The following is a 15,913-nucleotide window of genomic DNA, read 5'->3' on the forward strand; positions in this document are numbered from 1 at the left end:
GTGGGAGTCTTATCTACTTCCATGATAAAATATAAGCCCGCTCTGGGAAGCCTGCTTCCCTGGCAGGCTTATATTTCTTTCGGCAATTATACTTATAAGGATTGGTATTTTTGTACAGACTAACCAGAGGAACCAAATCGAACAAAGGCTTGGGCCAGATGGAGGTCTGTTATGGAAATAGCATTTTACAGTACAAAGGAATATGATAAAAAATGGTTTGAACCGCTGTCCAAAGAATATGGGTATGAGATCCGCTTTATCGAAAGTGCTCTTACCCTAAGGTCAATCTATGCGGCGAAGGGATGCGACGCGGTCTGTGTTTTTGTGAATGACAAGGTGACGGCAGAGCTCGTGGATCAAATGTGCGAAATGGGTGTAAAGGCGCTGCTGCTTCGGTCTGCCGGCTACAATCATGTGGATATCAAGGCGGCCAAAGGAAAACTGCCGGTCTTAAGGGTGCCCAGCTACTCACCTGAGGCGGTTGCGGAATTTGCTATGGCAATGCTTCTGACCGTAAACCGCAAGACCCACAGGGCCTATATCCGGACCAGAGATTTCAATATGAGTATTCTGGGTCTGATGGGTGAGAATTTATATCAGAAAACAGCGGGTGTGATCGGAACCGGTAAAATCGGACAGGCGATGATCCGCATATTAAATGGGTTTGGGATGAAGATTCTGGCCTACGATATCTACCCCAACCCGGATCTGAATGTGGAATATGTTTCTTTAGAGGAACTGATGTCCCGCTCCGATGTGATCACGCTCCATTGTCCGCTTACAAAGGAGACGCAGCACATTATTAACCGGGACAGCATTGCGGGTATGAAGGATGGCGTTTATCTGATCAACACATCCAGAGGAGCGCTGGTGAACTCGGAAGATTTGATTGAGGCGCTCAAGGAGAAGAAATTTGCCGGTGTGGGTCTGGATGTCTACGAGGAGGAAGAAGACCTGTTCTATGAAGACCATTCCAATGATGTGGTGGAGGATGATGTGCTGGCCAGGCTGATGTCGTTCCCCAATGTACTGATTACGTCACATCAGGGCTTTTTTACAGAGGAGGCAACCCGCGCCATCGCTCTGGTTACCCTGGAAAACGCCAGGGCAGTGGAAGAGGGAAGCGAGTTGGTGAATGAAGTTCAGTGGAATAAGTAAAGGAGCGATAAAGGTTGAAAGAAATCTTTCAACTGTACGTATTTGGGCCTATTCCCGTTTTGGGAAGAACTCAAAACGGGAAAGGAACGGGTATAAAAATGGAAAGTAAAATAGAAAAGAGACAGAAAACAACAAGATGGGGCAAAAAGGGTATGCTGAAACGTTATATCATGGCCTTTTGTTTTATCTGTATCCTTGCGGCTATGCTGTCCGGATGTTCCAAAAATGAACGGGAAGATATCGACCTGGTATCTTCCCCGGGGCAACCCGCACTACATAAGGAAGAAGTGCAAAAACCAACGGATGAGGAAGCGGAACCGGAGCCGGCTGTTTCCTATGCAGTAAATCCAGAGGGGATATCATTGGGAGAACGATTTCCGGAGCCGGAGGGATTTACGCGTATCCAGGCAGAAGAAGGCTCCTTTTTGGAGTTTATGAGAGATTTTACTCTCAAACCGGATGGCAGTCCGGTGCTGCTCTATAATAAAGAAGAGAAGGGGAATCAGTCCGGGCATGCGGCGGTGTTCGACTTGAGCCTGTCGGAACGGGATCTGCAGCAGTGTGCGGATTCTATTATGAGAATTTACGGGGAATATTATCTGGAACGGGAGGCCTATGATCAGATTGCGTTTCATCTGATGAATGGATTTTTGATGAAGTATACCCAGTGGAGAGAGGGTTACCGCCTGAATGTAGATGGAAATAAAACAAGCATGGTAAAACGCGCCGGTGCCGATTCCTCCTATGAAAGCTTTCTGGACTATATGAATATGGTGTTTGCCTATGCAGGAACCTTGTCGCTGGAAGGAGAATGTGCTGGAATAGGGCTGGATGAAATTCAGGCGGGAGATCTGTTTTTAAAAGGCGGAAGTCCCGGACACTGTGTTCTGGCGGCGGATATGGCGGAAAATGAGGAAGGGGAGAAAGCCTTTCTCCTGGCCCAGGGCTTTATGCCGGCTCAGGAGTTTCATATTATAAAAAATCCGGCCCATGAAGAAGATCCCTGGTATTATGCATCGGAAATCAGTTATCCGCTGCTGACACCGGGATATACGTTCCCGGAAAACAGCCTGATGAGATGGAAAGACGGGTTATAACACTGAGCAAATCCGGTTGCGCAATAAAAAATCTTATGACATAATATAGACTGGACGAGTTAAAATAAGTTGAAATGGCTGAAAGAAATTTACTCAAGAAGGAGACAAACAGCACTGCCCCTTCTTTCAGTCGGATAAGAGGGCAGTTTATGTGTGAAGAATCGTATGAAAATAGCATCTATGTTTCAGGAAGGGAAGACTATCTTTTCCTTTGAGGTATTCCCTCCGAAAAAGACAAGCCCCATCGAGACTATTTATAATACGCTGGATGAACTGGAGGACTTAAAGCCGGACTTTATCAGTGTTACATATGGAGCGGGAGGAAATGTGGCGGATACCTCCACGGCGGACATTGCCTGTGCGATCCGGAATAAATACCATATTGAGGCTCTGGCCCATCTGACCTGTGTGAATAATTCCAGGGATGAGATCGACGCGGTTTTGAAGAATCTTCGCGAGCTGGGAATTGAGAATATTATGGCTCTGCGGGGAGATATAAACCCGAATGTTCCTCCCAAGCATGATTTCCGTTATGCCAGCGAACTGGTAGCTTATATCAGGGAGCACAGTTCCTTTCATATTTCGGGAGCCTGTTACCCGGAATGCCATGTGGATTCCCCGTCCCCGAAGGACGATATCCTGCATTTAAAAGAAAAAGTGGATGCCGGTGCGGAACATCTTGTATCACAGCTGTTCTTTGATAACCGCTTCTTTTATGATTTTCTGGAACGGGCAAGAAGCGCGGGCATAACTGTGCCGATTGAGGCGGGGATTATGCCGGTGGTAAATAAAAGACAGATTGAGAGAATGGTGACGCTCTGCGGTGCCAGCCTGCCGCCCAAATTCACCAAGATGATGCAGCGGTATGAGAATCATCCGGATGCCATGCGGGACGCTGGTATCGCCTATGCGGTGGATCAGATTATTGATCTGGTTTCCCACGGAGTGGACGGTATCCATCTGTATACGATGAACAATCCTTATGTGGCGCGCAGGATCAGTGAAAGCGTGGAGAGCGTGATCCGGCTGAATTAAAGCGGAAGAGAGGAAGATGAAATGGAGAAAAGAATTAGTTTTATCGGCGGCGGCAATATGGGCGGAGCCATCCTTGGCGGTATGTTAAAGGCCGGCCTTGTGGACCGTAATCTTGTGACGGTGGCAGATATCTCAGCTCCCGGCAGAGAAAAGATAGAGAAAACCTATGGAGTGCACGTGACCGGGAGCAACACCGAGGCAGCGGAAAATGCGGATATTCTCTTCCTGGCCGTGAAGCCGTTTATTTTACCTGGTGTGCTGGAAGAAATTCAGGGAAAGGTACCGCAGCACACGATCATCGTTTCTATCGTGGCCGGGCAGTCACTCGATTCACTTCAGGCTGCGTTCGGAGAACATATGGGGATTGTGAGGGTTATGCCCAATACCCCCGCACTGGTGGGCGAAGGAATGGCGGCTGTCTGCCTCAATGCGGAGATGGAGAAAGAAGAGCATAAGGAGCAGGTGGATGAAATCCTTCAGATATTCACCAGTTTTGGGCAGTGTGAGCTGGTGCCGGAACGGCTGATGGATGCGGTCACTGGTGTAAGCGGCTCATCGCCCGCCTATGTTTTCATGTTTATAGAGGCGATGGCCGATGCGGCTGTCATGCAGGGGATGCCCAGGGCCCAGGCGTATAAATTTGCGGCTCAGGCTGTTTTGGGATCGGCTAAAATGGTGCTGGAGACCGGAATGCATCCGGGAGCGCTCAAAGATATGGTGACGTCCCCGTCCGGCACGACCATCGAGGGTGTAGCAGCTCTGGAACGTGGCGGTATGAGGGCTGCCGTGATAGAAGCGGTTAATGTGGCTGCGGAAAAATCCAGAAATTTATAAAATGCCGGCAGAGAAGGAAATTGCACATATTGTGGGGTTTCCTTCTCTTCTAATTTAAATATAGCAGTAATACTGCTATTGACAAGCATTTTCATTTTGGTATCATAAGAGAGAACCAATGACGATGATTTTTATGCAGGAGGAGACAGAATGGAAACAGCGAATTTAGGAAGTGGTATCGGAAAACTGGGTTTTGGGCTGATGCGGCTTCCCATGATCGGGAATAAGGTGGATATTGAGCAGAGTAAAGTGATGGTAGATCACTTCATGGAGAAGGGATTTACCTATTTTGATACGGCATTCGGATATCTGGAAGGGCAGTCGGAGAAGGCGGCAAAGGAAATTCTCGTTTCCCGCTATCCGAGAGAATCGTTCCAGCTGGTGACCAAGCTGCCTATCTGGATGGTAGACGAACCGGCCGGGATGCAGAAAGTATTTGACACACAGAGGGAGAGAACCGGAGTAGAATATTTTGACTTCTATCTGCTTCATTCCCTGAGCAGTGAGAAGCTGGATAAGCTGGATAAATTCGGGGCCTGGGATTTTATGAAGGAGCTGAAGGCAAAAGGCCTGGCAAAGCATATCGGCTTTTCCTTCCATGACACGGCTAAGCTGCTGGACCGTCTGCTGACCGAGCACCCGGAGATGGAATTTGTCCAGCTGCAGATTAACTATGCGGACTGGGACAACTCTATCGTACAGTCCAGAGAATGTTATGAGGTGGCAAGAAAGCACGGGAAATCAGTGACCATCATGGAACCGGTCAAGGGCGGCTCTCTCGCCGCACTTCCGGAAGAGATCGAAGCGATCTTTAAAAAGGCAGATCCGGCGGCCTCGATTCCGTCCTGGGCGATTCGTTTCGCCGCTTCCCTGGATGGCGTTATCACGGTGCTAAGCGGAATGTCTTCTATTGAACAGATGGATGACAATCTTTCCTATATGACCGACTTTAAACCTCTGACAGAGGAGGAGAGAACGGTTATCGGCAGTGTCGTGGAGGAACTAAAGAAAGTTCCATCCGTTCCCTGTACCAGCTGCCGATACTGTATGGAAGAATGTCCTCAGGGCATCGTAATCCCGTTGATCTTCTCGGCATTTAATAATTATAACCTGCTACATAATTTTGCATTGACCAAGCGTAACTATGACTGGGAGACCAGAGACGGCGGAACGGCGAATAAATGTATCCAGTGCGGCGCCTGCGAAGCTATCTGCCCGCAGCACATCAAGGTAATTGACAAGCTGAAAGAGGCTTCGGCAGTCTTTGACGTTTCAATGAATCCATGACGGAACGAACCGGCTCCTTCCATATAATAGAATGGGCCGGTTTTTCGTTACATAGGAAAGTTCTCCAAACTTTCCTATGTAACGAAAAAAACCTTCGGGGGATCGCACTGCGGCGGAAAGGAATTGTGTTGCCAGAACAACCCGCCGCAGGCGGAGAATCCCGCTTGCGGGATTCTTTGTTCCTTCTTTCAAGCCTGTAATTTATCAATCTTACTTCCTGACGCTTGACAAGCCGGTTAAACTTAATCATAATAGAGCGGTGATAAGAGACAGGTATTATGCGGGGAGAGAGAAATGGGAATAAGATGAGCCCGCAGAGAGATTGGGTACAGGTATTATGAAAAAATATATGTCGAGTCTGTATGTGCTTCTGGGAATGGTAGCACTTACTTTTTATGTCATCTTCCGCAATTACCAGCTGGGAGATGTATTTCAGATAGCGAAGAGTGCGGATATCCGGCTGATTCTGCTGGGTGTTGTCATGGTTTTTGTACATCTGGTGCTGGGAGGACGAGTGTTACAGTTGCTTCTCCGGTCCATGCGAAAGAAGTCTTCCCTTATGGCCTGCAGTAAATATGCGGGGATCGAGTTTTACTTTTCAGCGATTACCCCTTCGGCCACCGGCGGGCAGCCGGCCCAGGCGTTTTATATGGCAAAGGATGGAATACCGGCGGGCAGTTCCACCGTGGCGCTGCTGCTGATTACAGTGGTTTATAAATTAGTGCTTTTATTTCTTGGTATCGTGGTCGTTCTGTTTCGTCTGCCGCTGGTGTTCGGCGGTAATACAATATGGATATTTTTACTCTTTATCCTGGGCTTTGTCATCAATGTAGCGGTGATTGCTTTTTGTCTGACCTGTATGTTCTCCAGAAATCTTGTCTATCAAATTGCAGTCAAGGGAGTCAGACTGCTGGTGAAGCTACATTTGATGAAGGAGCCGGAGAGAAAGATCGCCGCCCTGGATCACTATGTGGCGGGATTAAGAGAGAGTGCGGGTTATGTAAAACAGAACTTCGGCTTGTCTGTCAGGATCTTTTTCCTTACGCTGGTACAGCGGGTAGCGCTGTTTTCCGTATCCTACCTGATTTACCGTTCGTTTGGGTTAAGCAGCACCGGATATTTCGATTTTCTGGCTATTCAGGTTATCATTGCGATTGCAGTGGATTCCCTTCCTCTTCCGGGAGGCGTGGGAATTTCAGAGGCAATTTTCCTCATATTATATAAAGGAATATACAGCGCTTCCATGCTGGTGTCGGCTATGATTCTAAGCCGGGGTATTTCTTATTATTTTTATCTGGTTCTGACAGCAGGTATTTCTATCATTAACCACCTGGTGTTGATGCATGAGCAAAAGAAAATGGCCGGCTATTAAGAGACGGGCCGGGACGATTGGAGGAAATGGTATGAAAAAGAGACTTTGTTTTTTCCTGATACTGATATGCTGCCTCTGTGCGGGATGCAGCCGGAAGAACGAGGGGGATAAACCATATACGGAGGGGGAGGAGAGCACCTGTATCATTACATTGGATAATAAAGATGATAAAGAGCAGATTTTTAAAGTACTGAAAGATCAGCAAATCATGTTTGATCTTTCCGATACACAGGGAAAGGTAAATATAAAAGTATTAGATGAAGAAAAGAATGTGATTTTTGAAGGTTATAAGATGAATGCGGACAAGGAAGGGACGTTCGGCATTGTGGCCGATGAGGATGTAACTTATACGGTAACGGTAGAGGTGATAGAAACAGGCGGTTCGCTGTCTGTGACAATTCGATAACGAAAAAAGGCCGGAATGGTTGAAAACTGGTTTTAGGAAGGGAACCGCCCTGTGATTTGTCAGGGCTGCTCCCTTTTTTGATAAGGGAAACTACGTCTCCTATATCAAAAAAATGCAATACTCCGCAGGAAGCGCACTCTTTGTTCTTTATAATTGCTGTAAATAGGCGGCTGTAACGCTCCTGCTATCCGCTAAAAGCTGTGTTGGCGTTCCGGTAAAGATCACTTCCCCGCCCTTTTCCCCGCCATCCGGGCCCAGATCGATAATCCAGTCACAGTTCCTGATCAGCTGCTGGTTATGCTCCACGACGACAACCGTGTTGCCGGCGTCGGTCAGACGGTTTAGCAGTACAAGAAAATGTTCCACATCCAGTGGGTGAAGGCCGGCAGTGGGTTCATCCATCAGGTACAGGTTTGCCCTGCCTGAATTTGAGCCGATCAATTCCTTTGCCAGCTTGAGCCGTTGACCTTCTCCGCCCGAAAGAGTCGTAAAAGTCTGCCCCAGTTCCAGATAGCCAAGTCCCACATCCTGGAGTAATTTCAGTATCCGTGTGATCTTCCTGTGCCCGTGAAAGAACCGGCATGCCTCTTCTATGGAAAGATTTAGTACATCTTTTATGGAAAGCCCGTTGTATTTGACGGAGAGCACTTTGTTGTCGAACTGACTGCCGCCGCAGACCGGGCAGACCACTTCTGTATTGGTAAAAAAGAGCATATTGCTTTCTATATACCCCAGGCCCCCGCAGTTTTCGCATCTTCCCCCGGGAGAATTAAAGGAAAAATATCCGGATGTAAGTCCCGCCTGCTTCGCCGCGTCAGTTCCGGCAAAAAGCTTTCTGATTTCTGCATAGGCCCCTGAGTAGGTGGCAATATTGGAACGGCGCATTCCTGTAATTGCCGCCTGTTCTATCTTAACAATGCTTTCAAATTGTTCCAGGCCGACGATAGAGCATTTGGAACCGGGCCTGTGCTTCCCCAGGACCTCAAATATGAGTGTGGATTTACCCGACCCGGAAGGGCCGGTAACAGCGGTCAGACATCCGACAGGGATATCTGCGTTTAACTGCTTTAGGTTATATAAATCTGCGTTCCGGATGCGGATCGTACCAGCTGCGTTCCGGCAGACTGACTTCAGTGCCTGAGGCTGATTTAGGTAGCTTCCGGTTACAGACTGAGGCTGATTCCTGATTTCGTCTATCGTACCGGCCGCGATGACTTCACCTCCGAACTGGCCGGAACCAGGGCCGAGATCAATGATGTAATCTGCACTGGCCATTATATCGGTATCATGTTCGATGACCAGAACGGAATTGCCAAGGTCCCGGAGTTTTTTCAGAATGTCTGCCAGCCCCTTCGTATCTCTGGGATGAAGCCCGGCCGTGGGTTCATCTAAAATGTAGATAACACCGGTAAGATCGGAGTCCAGCACGGCAGCAAGACGCAGTCTCTGCAATTCACCGCCGGACAGGGTGATAATCAGACGGTCGAGAGTGAGATAATTAAGGCCTGCGTTCATAAAACGACTCAGTTTCGTTTTGATATCCAGCAGATAGGATTCCACCAATACAAAATGCTGCCTGGACAGAGTTCCTTCTAATTGTTCGATCCATCGATATAAATGTTCCAGAGAAAGCCTGGACAGCTCCGGAAGCCTGGTTTGGTTTACCGTCACACCTCGGCTCAGATCACAGAGACGTTCTCCTTTGCAGTCAGGACATTCGGTTACATCAAAATATTGATCCAGGGCTCCGGCGTCCCCGCCCTTTTCCGCGAAGCGGCGTTTCAGAATGGGGATGGCTCCCTCAAATTTCCCGGAAGCAGTATTTTTAGGAGGTTTTTGATCGGGAAAGGTTTCCTTTACCAGATTACAGTCAACTCCATACAGCAGAATGGCTTTCTGCAGCTTGCTCAACTTGTTCAACGGTGTACCCGATGGTACCGGAATACCGTAATAACGGTAAGCGGAATAGAGAATCGAGAGCTGATATTTTCCATACTGTTTTTCCCAATATCTTACCGCACCGCCTTCCAGGGATCTGGTCTCATCGATGATTCGCCCCTCTATAACAGAATGAATTTTCCCCAGTCCCTCGCAGGCCGGACAGGCTCCTTCCCTGGTGTTAAACGAAAAATGTGTACGGGTTATTTTGTCCATTCTGGCCCCGCATTTGCAGCAGTACATGTATACATAGAAGGAATCCTTAACTTTTTCTGTTTCTTCTTTACAGTCTCCTGCGGAAATGACTTCCCCGCAGAAGGGACATCTCCTGACTCCGAGTTTTTCATATACCATCCGCAGGTCTGTATAGATATCGGAGGAAGTTCCGACTGTAGAGCGGGGGTTTTTATTTCCATCTGTCTGAGCGATGAGAAGAGCGGGGGAAATACCACGGATGCGTTCTACCTTCGGCTTTTTGATGCCCTGAAGAGACATCGCTTCCAAATATTGCCTTTGACATTCCTGAAACAGCACGTCTACCAGCAGGGTTGATTTCCCGGAGCCGGAAAGTCCTGTGAATACAACCAGCTTATTTTTTGGTATGTTTAGTGAAATATTTTTCAAGTTACCTTCGTTTGCGTTTATTATTTGGATATCTGCCATTGCCCTGCCTCCTTTTAAGCCGGATGTAATGAACTGCTGCAAAATGCCTTTATGGTAAATTATTATTATACAACATATTAAAGGAGAGAGCACGAAAAAGGGAGGTAATGTCGTGATAAATAAAAAGAAGGATGGCAAGCCATCCCTCTTAATTTTATCTTTATCTCTCTTTATTTCGTTAGCTGTGACTTCTTGCTTGTGGTAACCGGTTCGTCATAGCAGGAGAATATTTCCGTAAGCTTCTCCTGATCCGGTTTTTTGGTGATGATGCTGACGATGGGAACCAGGATTAATCCGATCAGCATGGCCGCCGCGCCTGCCGTAATGGATGAACCAAAGACAGGAACGAACATATTAAATACGGTAATACCCACACCGCTGATAAAACTGGCCCAGACAGCTTCTTTCGTTACCCGCTTCCAGTACAGACCGTAGAGGAACGGAGCGAGAAACGCCCCTGCCAGTGCGCCCCAGGAGATTCCCATGAGCTGGGCGATAAAGGTGGGCGGGTCCAGAGCCAGAATGACGGAGAGCACAACAAAAAACACAACCAGAATACGGAGAACAAAGAGCTCTTTCTTATCATTCATTTTCTTGATGATATTTCCCTTTAAAAAGTCCAGTGCAAGTGTAGAGCTGGATGTGAGTACCAGGGAAGAAAGTGTTGACATGGAGGCGGAGAGCACCAGCACCACCACAATACCGATCAGAATATCCGGCAGTGAGGACAGCATAAATGGAATGATGCTGTCGTAGATCACGGAGCCGTCCGCGGCGTGGATGGCAGGATTGTCAAATAACCGGCCGAAACCGCCCAGGAAATAGGAGCCTCCCGCAATAATAAGAGCAAAAATAGTCGATACTATGGTTCCGGTACGGATGGATTTTTCATCCCGGATTGCATAAAACTTATGTATCATCTGAGGCAGTCCCCAGGTTCCCAGGGACGTGAGGATAACCACGCTCAGCAGATTTAAAGGATCGGGACCGAAAAACGAGGTAAATGCACCGGACTGGCCTAAGGTTACTGCAACATCGCTTTCCAGCGCAGAGAGTTCCCGAATTGCATTCATAAATCCGCCCTGGCCGGAAAGTACGGCCGCAATGACCGCAACGATTCCGCCGAGCATAATAATACCCTGGATAAAATCGTTGATAGCGGTTGCCATATAGCCGCCCATGATAACATAAGCTCCCGTGAGGGCAGCCATGCCAATCACACAGATGCGGTAATCAATATTAAATGCCATACCGAACAGACGGGATAACCCGTTGTAGACGGAAGCGGTATATGGAACCAGAAAGATAAAAATAATAGCGGAAGAAACGATCTTCAATGCTTTGCTGTTAAACCGCTTCCCGAAGAAATCAGGCATGGTGGAAGAGGATAGATGATTCGTCATGACTCTGGTACGTCTTCCCAGAACCGCCCAGGCCAGCAGACTTCCCAGAATCGCGTTGCCGATTCCAACCCAGGTGGCGGAGATGCCGTATTTCCATCCAAATTGACCTGCATATCCCACAAAGACAACTGCTGAGAAATAGGAAGTGCCGTAGGCAAATGCCGTCAGCCAGGGCCCTACGCTGCGGCCTCCCAGCACAAAGTCATTTACATTCGTCGCATGTCTCCGGGAGTAAATACCTACAATCAGCATACAGCCGAAGAATAAAATAACAAAAATCAATTTGGTTACCATTTCTAAAAATCTCCTCTCAAAACTTCAATACATTAAACTTCAACGCAGTAAAGCGTTGCGCTTTAACCTATGTTAGCAGTAATGGAAGGAAAAGTCAAGGAAAAGAATAGAAGGCGGGGTAGAGTGAATTATAACATGACAGGGGTTGTTTCTCTCCGGTGAGTGCGATAAAATGAAGAACATCTGGAACAGAGGAGAATCATTTTATGCAGAATAATAAAAAGCCGGTACTGGAGCAGGTTTCAGGATTAAGAGACTGGATCGGGCAGTCCGTTGACAGGGAAGAAATGCTGGAATATAAACTATTTCAGGAAGAGACTCTAAATGGGATGGATGGGACAAGAGCAGAATTTCATTCGGTATGTTTTATCCGCTGCCGCTTTGAGGACTGTGACTTTACAAAGGGATCTTTTTTAAATTCGGAGTTTCAAAATTGTGATTTTTCTAACTGCCGCTTTACAGACTCCTACTGGAAGGAAAGCTGTATCTCCGGGTGTAAAGCCCAGGGCAGTGACTTTCAGCATGTGATCTTTCGCGGTATGAAATTAAACGATACCAAGTTTGACTACGGGAATTTTCATCAGGTTTTGTTTGAAAATACAACGATAGAACAGTGCACTTTTGACAGCGCCTCCTTTGCCGAGGCCAAATGGAAAAAAGTGAGACTGCACGGAAACAGGTTTGAGCATACCGATTTTTTCAGAACGTCACTGAAGGGTCTGGATTTTTCGGAATGTGAATTTCATGCGCCGCTTCTCTCGGAGGACTTTAAGGAGCTGAGAGGAGCCAGATTCAGTGTGAACCAGGCCGCCGAGCTAGCCGGTCTGCTGGGGATAACCATAGTATAGAAGAATGCCGGGTGTATGGGCAGCAAACAGAGAAGGGCATGAATATAGAATGAATATAAACTTTGAACCGGTTAATCCGGATAACAGAAACGAGATAGAACATTTACAGCTGCTGCCGGAACAGGTGGATTTTATCGAGAGTGTAAAAGACTGCCTTGCCGAGGCAGATAAGGATAAAAGCTGGAGGCCGGTTGGAATTTACGATAATGAAACTCTGATTGGTTTTGCCATGTACGGTTATTTTGATCAGCCCCAGCCGAACGGACAGGTGTGGTTAGACCGGTTCCTGATTGATCAACGTTATCAGGGAAAAGGCTATGGAGCGGCAGCGGTCAACGGGCTGCTGGAAAAACTGTTCGGGGAGTATGATACGCAAAAGATTTATTTAAGCGTTTATGAGGAGAATAAAGCCGCGATACACCTCTATGAGAAATCGGGCTTCCGTTTCAACGGCGAAGTGGATACCAAGGGGGAAAAGGTGATGGTGTGCGGAAAGATGAAGTAGAGTTGGTTTAAAAGACGATCAGGACGTAGTAGAAATGATTCGTCAGTTAAGGAAGAATGGTTAATATATGAAGGTAAGCCATGCCAAGCTTAACAAGCTAACGCTTGTACGCTTTACGGCTGTCGCACTATTAAAACAAGCCATGCAAGCTCCGCAAGCTGACGCTTGCTCGCTTTACGGCTGTCGCCGTATAATAAAACAAACATAAGCCTGCTTTGGTGAGCAAGCTCCCCTGCAGGCTTATGTTTGTTTTATTGCATGGCTTGTAGCTATAAAAAAATCTAGACCTGCAGGGTGATGCAGGTCTGGTAGGTCAATCTATAGATCAATAATTAAGCAAGTTTATTGACCGCTTTTGTCAGACTAGAAACTTTTCTGGAAGCTGTATTCTTATGATAAACTCCCTTTGAAGTAGCTTTCTCGATCTCAGAAATAGCATTTACTAAAGCAGCCTGTGCAGTAGCCTTATCGCTGGCAGCCACAGCGCCGTCTACTTTCTTAATTGCTGTTTTAACTCTGGAACGGATTGCTTTGTTTCTCTCTGTCTTTACTCTCGAAACTAAAATTCTCTTCTTTGCAGATTTAATATTAGCCAATTTTCACACCTCCCATATCACATATTTTCAATTGCATCATCCGATGAGTAGGTGATGCGGCGTTCAGACAACTTGTCTGTTCTGTTTCATTAAACACGGACACGGTCGTTTCAATGTAAACACACTTACTTATTCTAGTATATCCCAAGATTCCTGTCAATACATATTCTCCCGAAAAAATGGAAATATTGAAGAAAAGGAAGCCGTGAAGGAGGATTAACAGCAAAATGGAACAATTGATGCGAACAGACCTTGCCCTGGAGGCAAAAGAACGGTTTGAACAGGACAATGTGGAGATCAAGGGAGTCATTCTGGAAAAAGAGGGGAAGAGAATTCCTGTAACTACTGTTGTCATTGAAACACAGGAAGCTGCGGATAAGATGCAGAAGCCAATCGGTACTTATATTACAATAGAGATACCGGAGGAAGGAGCACGGGATGAAAAGGTTCTGGAAACCTTTTATAAGTATTTCCAGAAATTAAAAAAGGATAACAGCTGGAAGAAAGCGCTTGTGGTTGGCCTGGGAAACAGGGAAGTGACGCCGGACCGCCTGGGACCCGAGATGACGAAATATATTCTGGTAAGCCGGACATTAAATACAATCGCGCCGGGGGTACTTGGCCAGACGGGCATGGAGACAGTCTCTATTATTAAGGGAATTGTAGCGGAGACGAAGCCGGATGTATTGGTGGCTGTGGACGCCCTGGCGGCCAGAAACACCAAACGTCTGAACCGGACGATCCAGATGACAGATACCGGTATTCATCCGGGAGCGGGAGTTGGTAATTTCCGTCCTGCCCTCAACCGGGATACTCTGGGAATTGATGTGATTGCGGTAGGGGTGCCCACCGTCGTGGATGCCCTGACGATCGTGGCGGATAATCTGGAGAAGCTTGGAGCGCAGGAGCTTTTAACCTATATGGATCAGAAGGAGCTGCGGGAATTTTTTGTGACGCCAAATGATATTGACGAATCCATATTTCATATGAGCCGGCTGCTGGCAGAAGGAATGAATGCAGTATTCGGGGAATAGGGAGGACGTCCGGGCCATATATTGTATGGAACGATCAGCCGGGAGAGCTTGGACACCGGCTGTATCTGTTCAATACACGGAAAGGTATGGACTTGAGAATGGCGGGAAAGAGGATAAGAATTCGAAAAGAGGCCTGGATTCGGCTGGCGGTGCTGCTGATCACGGCCCTTTTTCTCCTTTTGTGCGGCAGCCGTATCGGGAAAGCCTGTCTGACCGGATTCTGCGAAGCTGCATACAGAGAGGCCGGGGGAATTATGACCTACCAGAGCAGGTATGCCCAGGAACAGAAGCTGGGGTCCGGGCTGCTGGGGCAGATTGTAGGAAATTTTTCTATCAACCGCTATTTTATGGAATATGCAGATATAGAACCGGTGGAAGAAGATGAAAGTACATTTCTTTTATTAGAAGAACTTCCTGGCTTTCAGAATGACCGGACGGAAGTGAGCTATATTTTCGGTGAGACCTACTATGAGGAATCCAAAGATACACAGGATGGCAATGACAGCAAGCTGGCAGCGAATCGAAAGGTAGTGGAAACACTGAAAAAAAATAAGGATTATGAATACCTGCTGTCGAATTTTTATATTCTGGATTCGGTCACCTCTGTAAATGAGAAGGTGCTTCCGGTTAAAACAATGCTGTCCAAAGATATGACGCTGAAACAAAGTGATCAGCCCCAGATTTTAATCTATCATACCCACGGATCGGAGACATTTGCCGACAGTAAGAAAGGAAAAACAGAAGATACCGTTATCGGCCTGGGGGATACACTGACCGCAGAGCTTGAAAAATATGGATACAATGTAATACATGACAGAAATGTCTATGATGAGGTGGACGGCGTGCTGGACCGAAGCAAGGCATATACGTATTCTCTGGAGGCTGTTAACCGTCACCTGAAGGAAAATCCCAGCATTCAGGTTGTACTTGATATTCATCGGGACGGAGTGGCGGGAGATGAGAAAACCTACACGACCATTGACGGTGAAAAATCAGCTAGAATAATGTTTTTTAACGGCCTGAGCCGAAATAAGAAAGGCCCGATTGACTATCTGAACAATCCCAACCGGACCGGCAACCTGGCGTTCAGCCTTCAGATGGAGTGCAAGGCGATGGAGGAATTTCCGGATTTTGTGAAGAAAATTTATCTGAAAAATTACCGCTATAATCTCCACGTACGGGAGAGATGTCTTCTGGTAGAGGTGGGAAATCAGAATAATACGGTGCGGGAAGGTAAAAATGCCATGATTCATCTGGCGTATTTGCTCAATGAGGTATTGCAGTAAATTTCCTTTTTATGCTATACTTATCCGGATATGTAAAGAAGCAAAAACAGCAGAAGTGTGCTTCATTGGCGCTGAATGGTCTGCTGATGGATACATACAGGGCAGAAGATATCCCGCAGGCCGGGATGGATATTGCTGCAAAAGTACCGGGAGGAAA

The 15,913-nt window shown here is 47.1% G+C and carries 14 protein-coding genes; 11 read left to right on the forward strand and 3 right to left on the reverse strand.

The genetic code is table 11. The annotated features are described in order from the left end of the window. Window positions 1-171 precede the first annotated feature (171 nt). The 7 genes from ABCW47_RS06010 to ABCW47_RS06040 all read left to right on the forward strand — a co-directional run bounded on the left by ABCW47_RS06010 (window position 172) and on the right by ABCW47_RS06040 (window position 7,189). Complete coding sequence (locus tag ABCW47_RS06010; RefSeq protein ID WP_343208949.1) at window positions 172-1,158, forward strand: 2-hydroxyacid dehydrogenase; 987 nt, start codon at window positions 172-174, stop codon at window positions 1,156-1,158. Window positions 1,159-1,256: 98 nt separating this feature from the next. Next, window positions 1,257-2,255 carry a DUF4846 domain-containing protein gene (locus tag ABCW47_RS06015; RefSeq protein ID WP_343208950.1) on the forward strand — a complete coding sequence of 333 codons (999 nt, stop codon included), beginning with the start codon at window positions 1,257-1,259 and terminating at the stop codon, window positions 2,253-2,255. Window positions 2,256-2,420: 165 nt separating this feature from the next. Beyond that, entirely contained in the window at window positions 2,421-3,290 is an 870-nt protein-coding gene (metF, locus tag ABCW47_RS06020; protein ID WP_343209603.1) for a methylenetetrahydrofolate reductase [NAD(P)H], read from the forward strand. Between the two features lie 21 nt (window positions 3,291-3,311). Beyond that, window positions 3,312-4,124, forward strand: a complete 813-nt coding sequence (gene proC, locus ABCW47_RS06025) for a pyrroline-5-carboxylate reductase (RefSeq protein ID WP_343208951.1) — start codon at window positions 3,312-3,314, stop codon at window positions 4,122-4,124. Between the two features lie 150 nt (window positions 4,125-4,274). Beyond that, window positions 4,275-5,411 carry an aldo/keto reductase gene (locus ABCW47_RS06030; RefSeq protein WP_343208952.1) on the forward strand — a complete coding sequence of 379 codons (1,137 nt, stop codon included), beginning with the start codon at window positions 4,275-4,277 and terminating at the stop codon, window positions 5,409-5,411. Window positions 5,412-5,748: 337 nt separating this feature from the next. Next, entirely contained in the window at window positions 5,749-6,783 is a 1,035-nt protein-coding gene (locus tag ABCW47_RS06035; RefSeq protein ID WP_343208953.1) for a lysylphosphatidylglycerol synthase transmembrane domain-containing protein, read from the forward strand. Window positions 6,784-6,814: 31 nt separating this feature from the next. Beyond that, entirely contained in the window at window positions 6,815-7,189 is a 375-nt protein-coding gene (locus ABCW47_RS06040; protein WP_343208954.1) for a hypothetical protein, read from the forward strand. 147 nt (window positions 7,190-7,336) lie between these two features. Here the strand turns inward: ABCW47_RS06040 and ABCW47_RS06045 are convergent, their stop codons facing one another. Next, on the reverse strand, window positions 7,337-9,790 hold the full coding sequence (locus ABCW47_RS06045; protein WP_343208955.1) for an ATP-binding cassette domain-containing protein: 2,454 nt from the start codon (window positions 9,788-9,790) through the stop codon (window positions 7,337-7,339). A 170-nt stretch (window positions 9,791-9,960) separates the two neighbouring features. Further along, window positions 9,961-11,487, reverse strand: coding sequence for a sodium:solute symporter family transporter (locus tag ABCW47_RS06050; protein WP_343208956.1), 1,527 nt, complete (start codon window positions 11,485-11,487; stop codon window positions 9,961-9,963). Window positions 11,488-11,693: 206 nt separating this feature from the next. Here ABCW47_RS06050 and ABCW47_RS06055 point away from each other — a divergent pair, with 206 nt between their 5' ends. Together ABCW47_RS06055 and ABCW47_RS06060 are read left to right on the forward strand one after the other, a co-directional pair. After that, entirely contained in the window at window positions 11,694-12,335 is a 642-nt protein-coding gene (locus ABCW47_RS06055; RefSeq protein WP_343208957.1) for a pentapeptide repeat-containing protein, read from the forward strand. 49 nt (window positions 12,336-12,384) lie between these two features. After that, window positions 12,385-12,840, forward strand: coding sequence for a GNAT family N-acetyltransferase (locus ABCW47_RS06060; protein WP_343208958.1), 456 nt, complete (start codon window positions 12,385-12,387; stop codon window positions 12,838-12,840). A gap of 332 nt (window positions 12,841-13,172) precedes the next feature. Here ABCW47_RS06060 and rpsT read toward each other — a convergent pair whose 3' ends face one another. Further along, entirely contained in the window at window positions 13,173-13,436 is a 264-nt protein-coding gene (rpsT, locus tag ABCW47_RS06065; protein WP_343208959.1) for a 30S ribosomal protein S20, read from the reverse strand. 227 nt (window positions 13,437-13,663) lie between these two features. Between rpsT and gpr the strand changes: the two genes are divergently transcribed. Together gpr and spoIIP are read left to right on the forward strand one after the other, a co-directional pair. After that, window positions 13,664-14,470: a GPR endopeptidase gene (gene gpr / locus ABCW47_RS06070; RefSeq protein WP_343208960.1), complete on the forward strand. Its 807-nt coding sequence runs from the start codon at window positions 13,664-13,666 to the stop codon at window positions 14,468-14,470. 86 nt (window positions 14,471-14,556) lie between these two features. Continuing rightward, window positions 14,557-15,756 carry a stage II sporulation protein P gene (gene spoIIP / locus ABCW47_RS06075; protein ID WP_343208961.1) on the forward strand — a complete coding sequence of 400 codons (1,200 nt, stop codon included), beginning with the start codon at window positions 14,557-14,559 and terminating at the stop codon, window positions 15,754-15,756. Window positions 15,757-15,913 lie beyond the last annotated feature (157 nt).

Source organism: Anaerolentibacter hominis (assembly GCF_032380675.1).
Taxonomy (GTDB): domain Bacteria; phylum Bacillota; class Clostridia; order Lachnospirales; family Lachnospiraceae; genus Anaerolentibacter; species Anaerolentibacter hominis.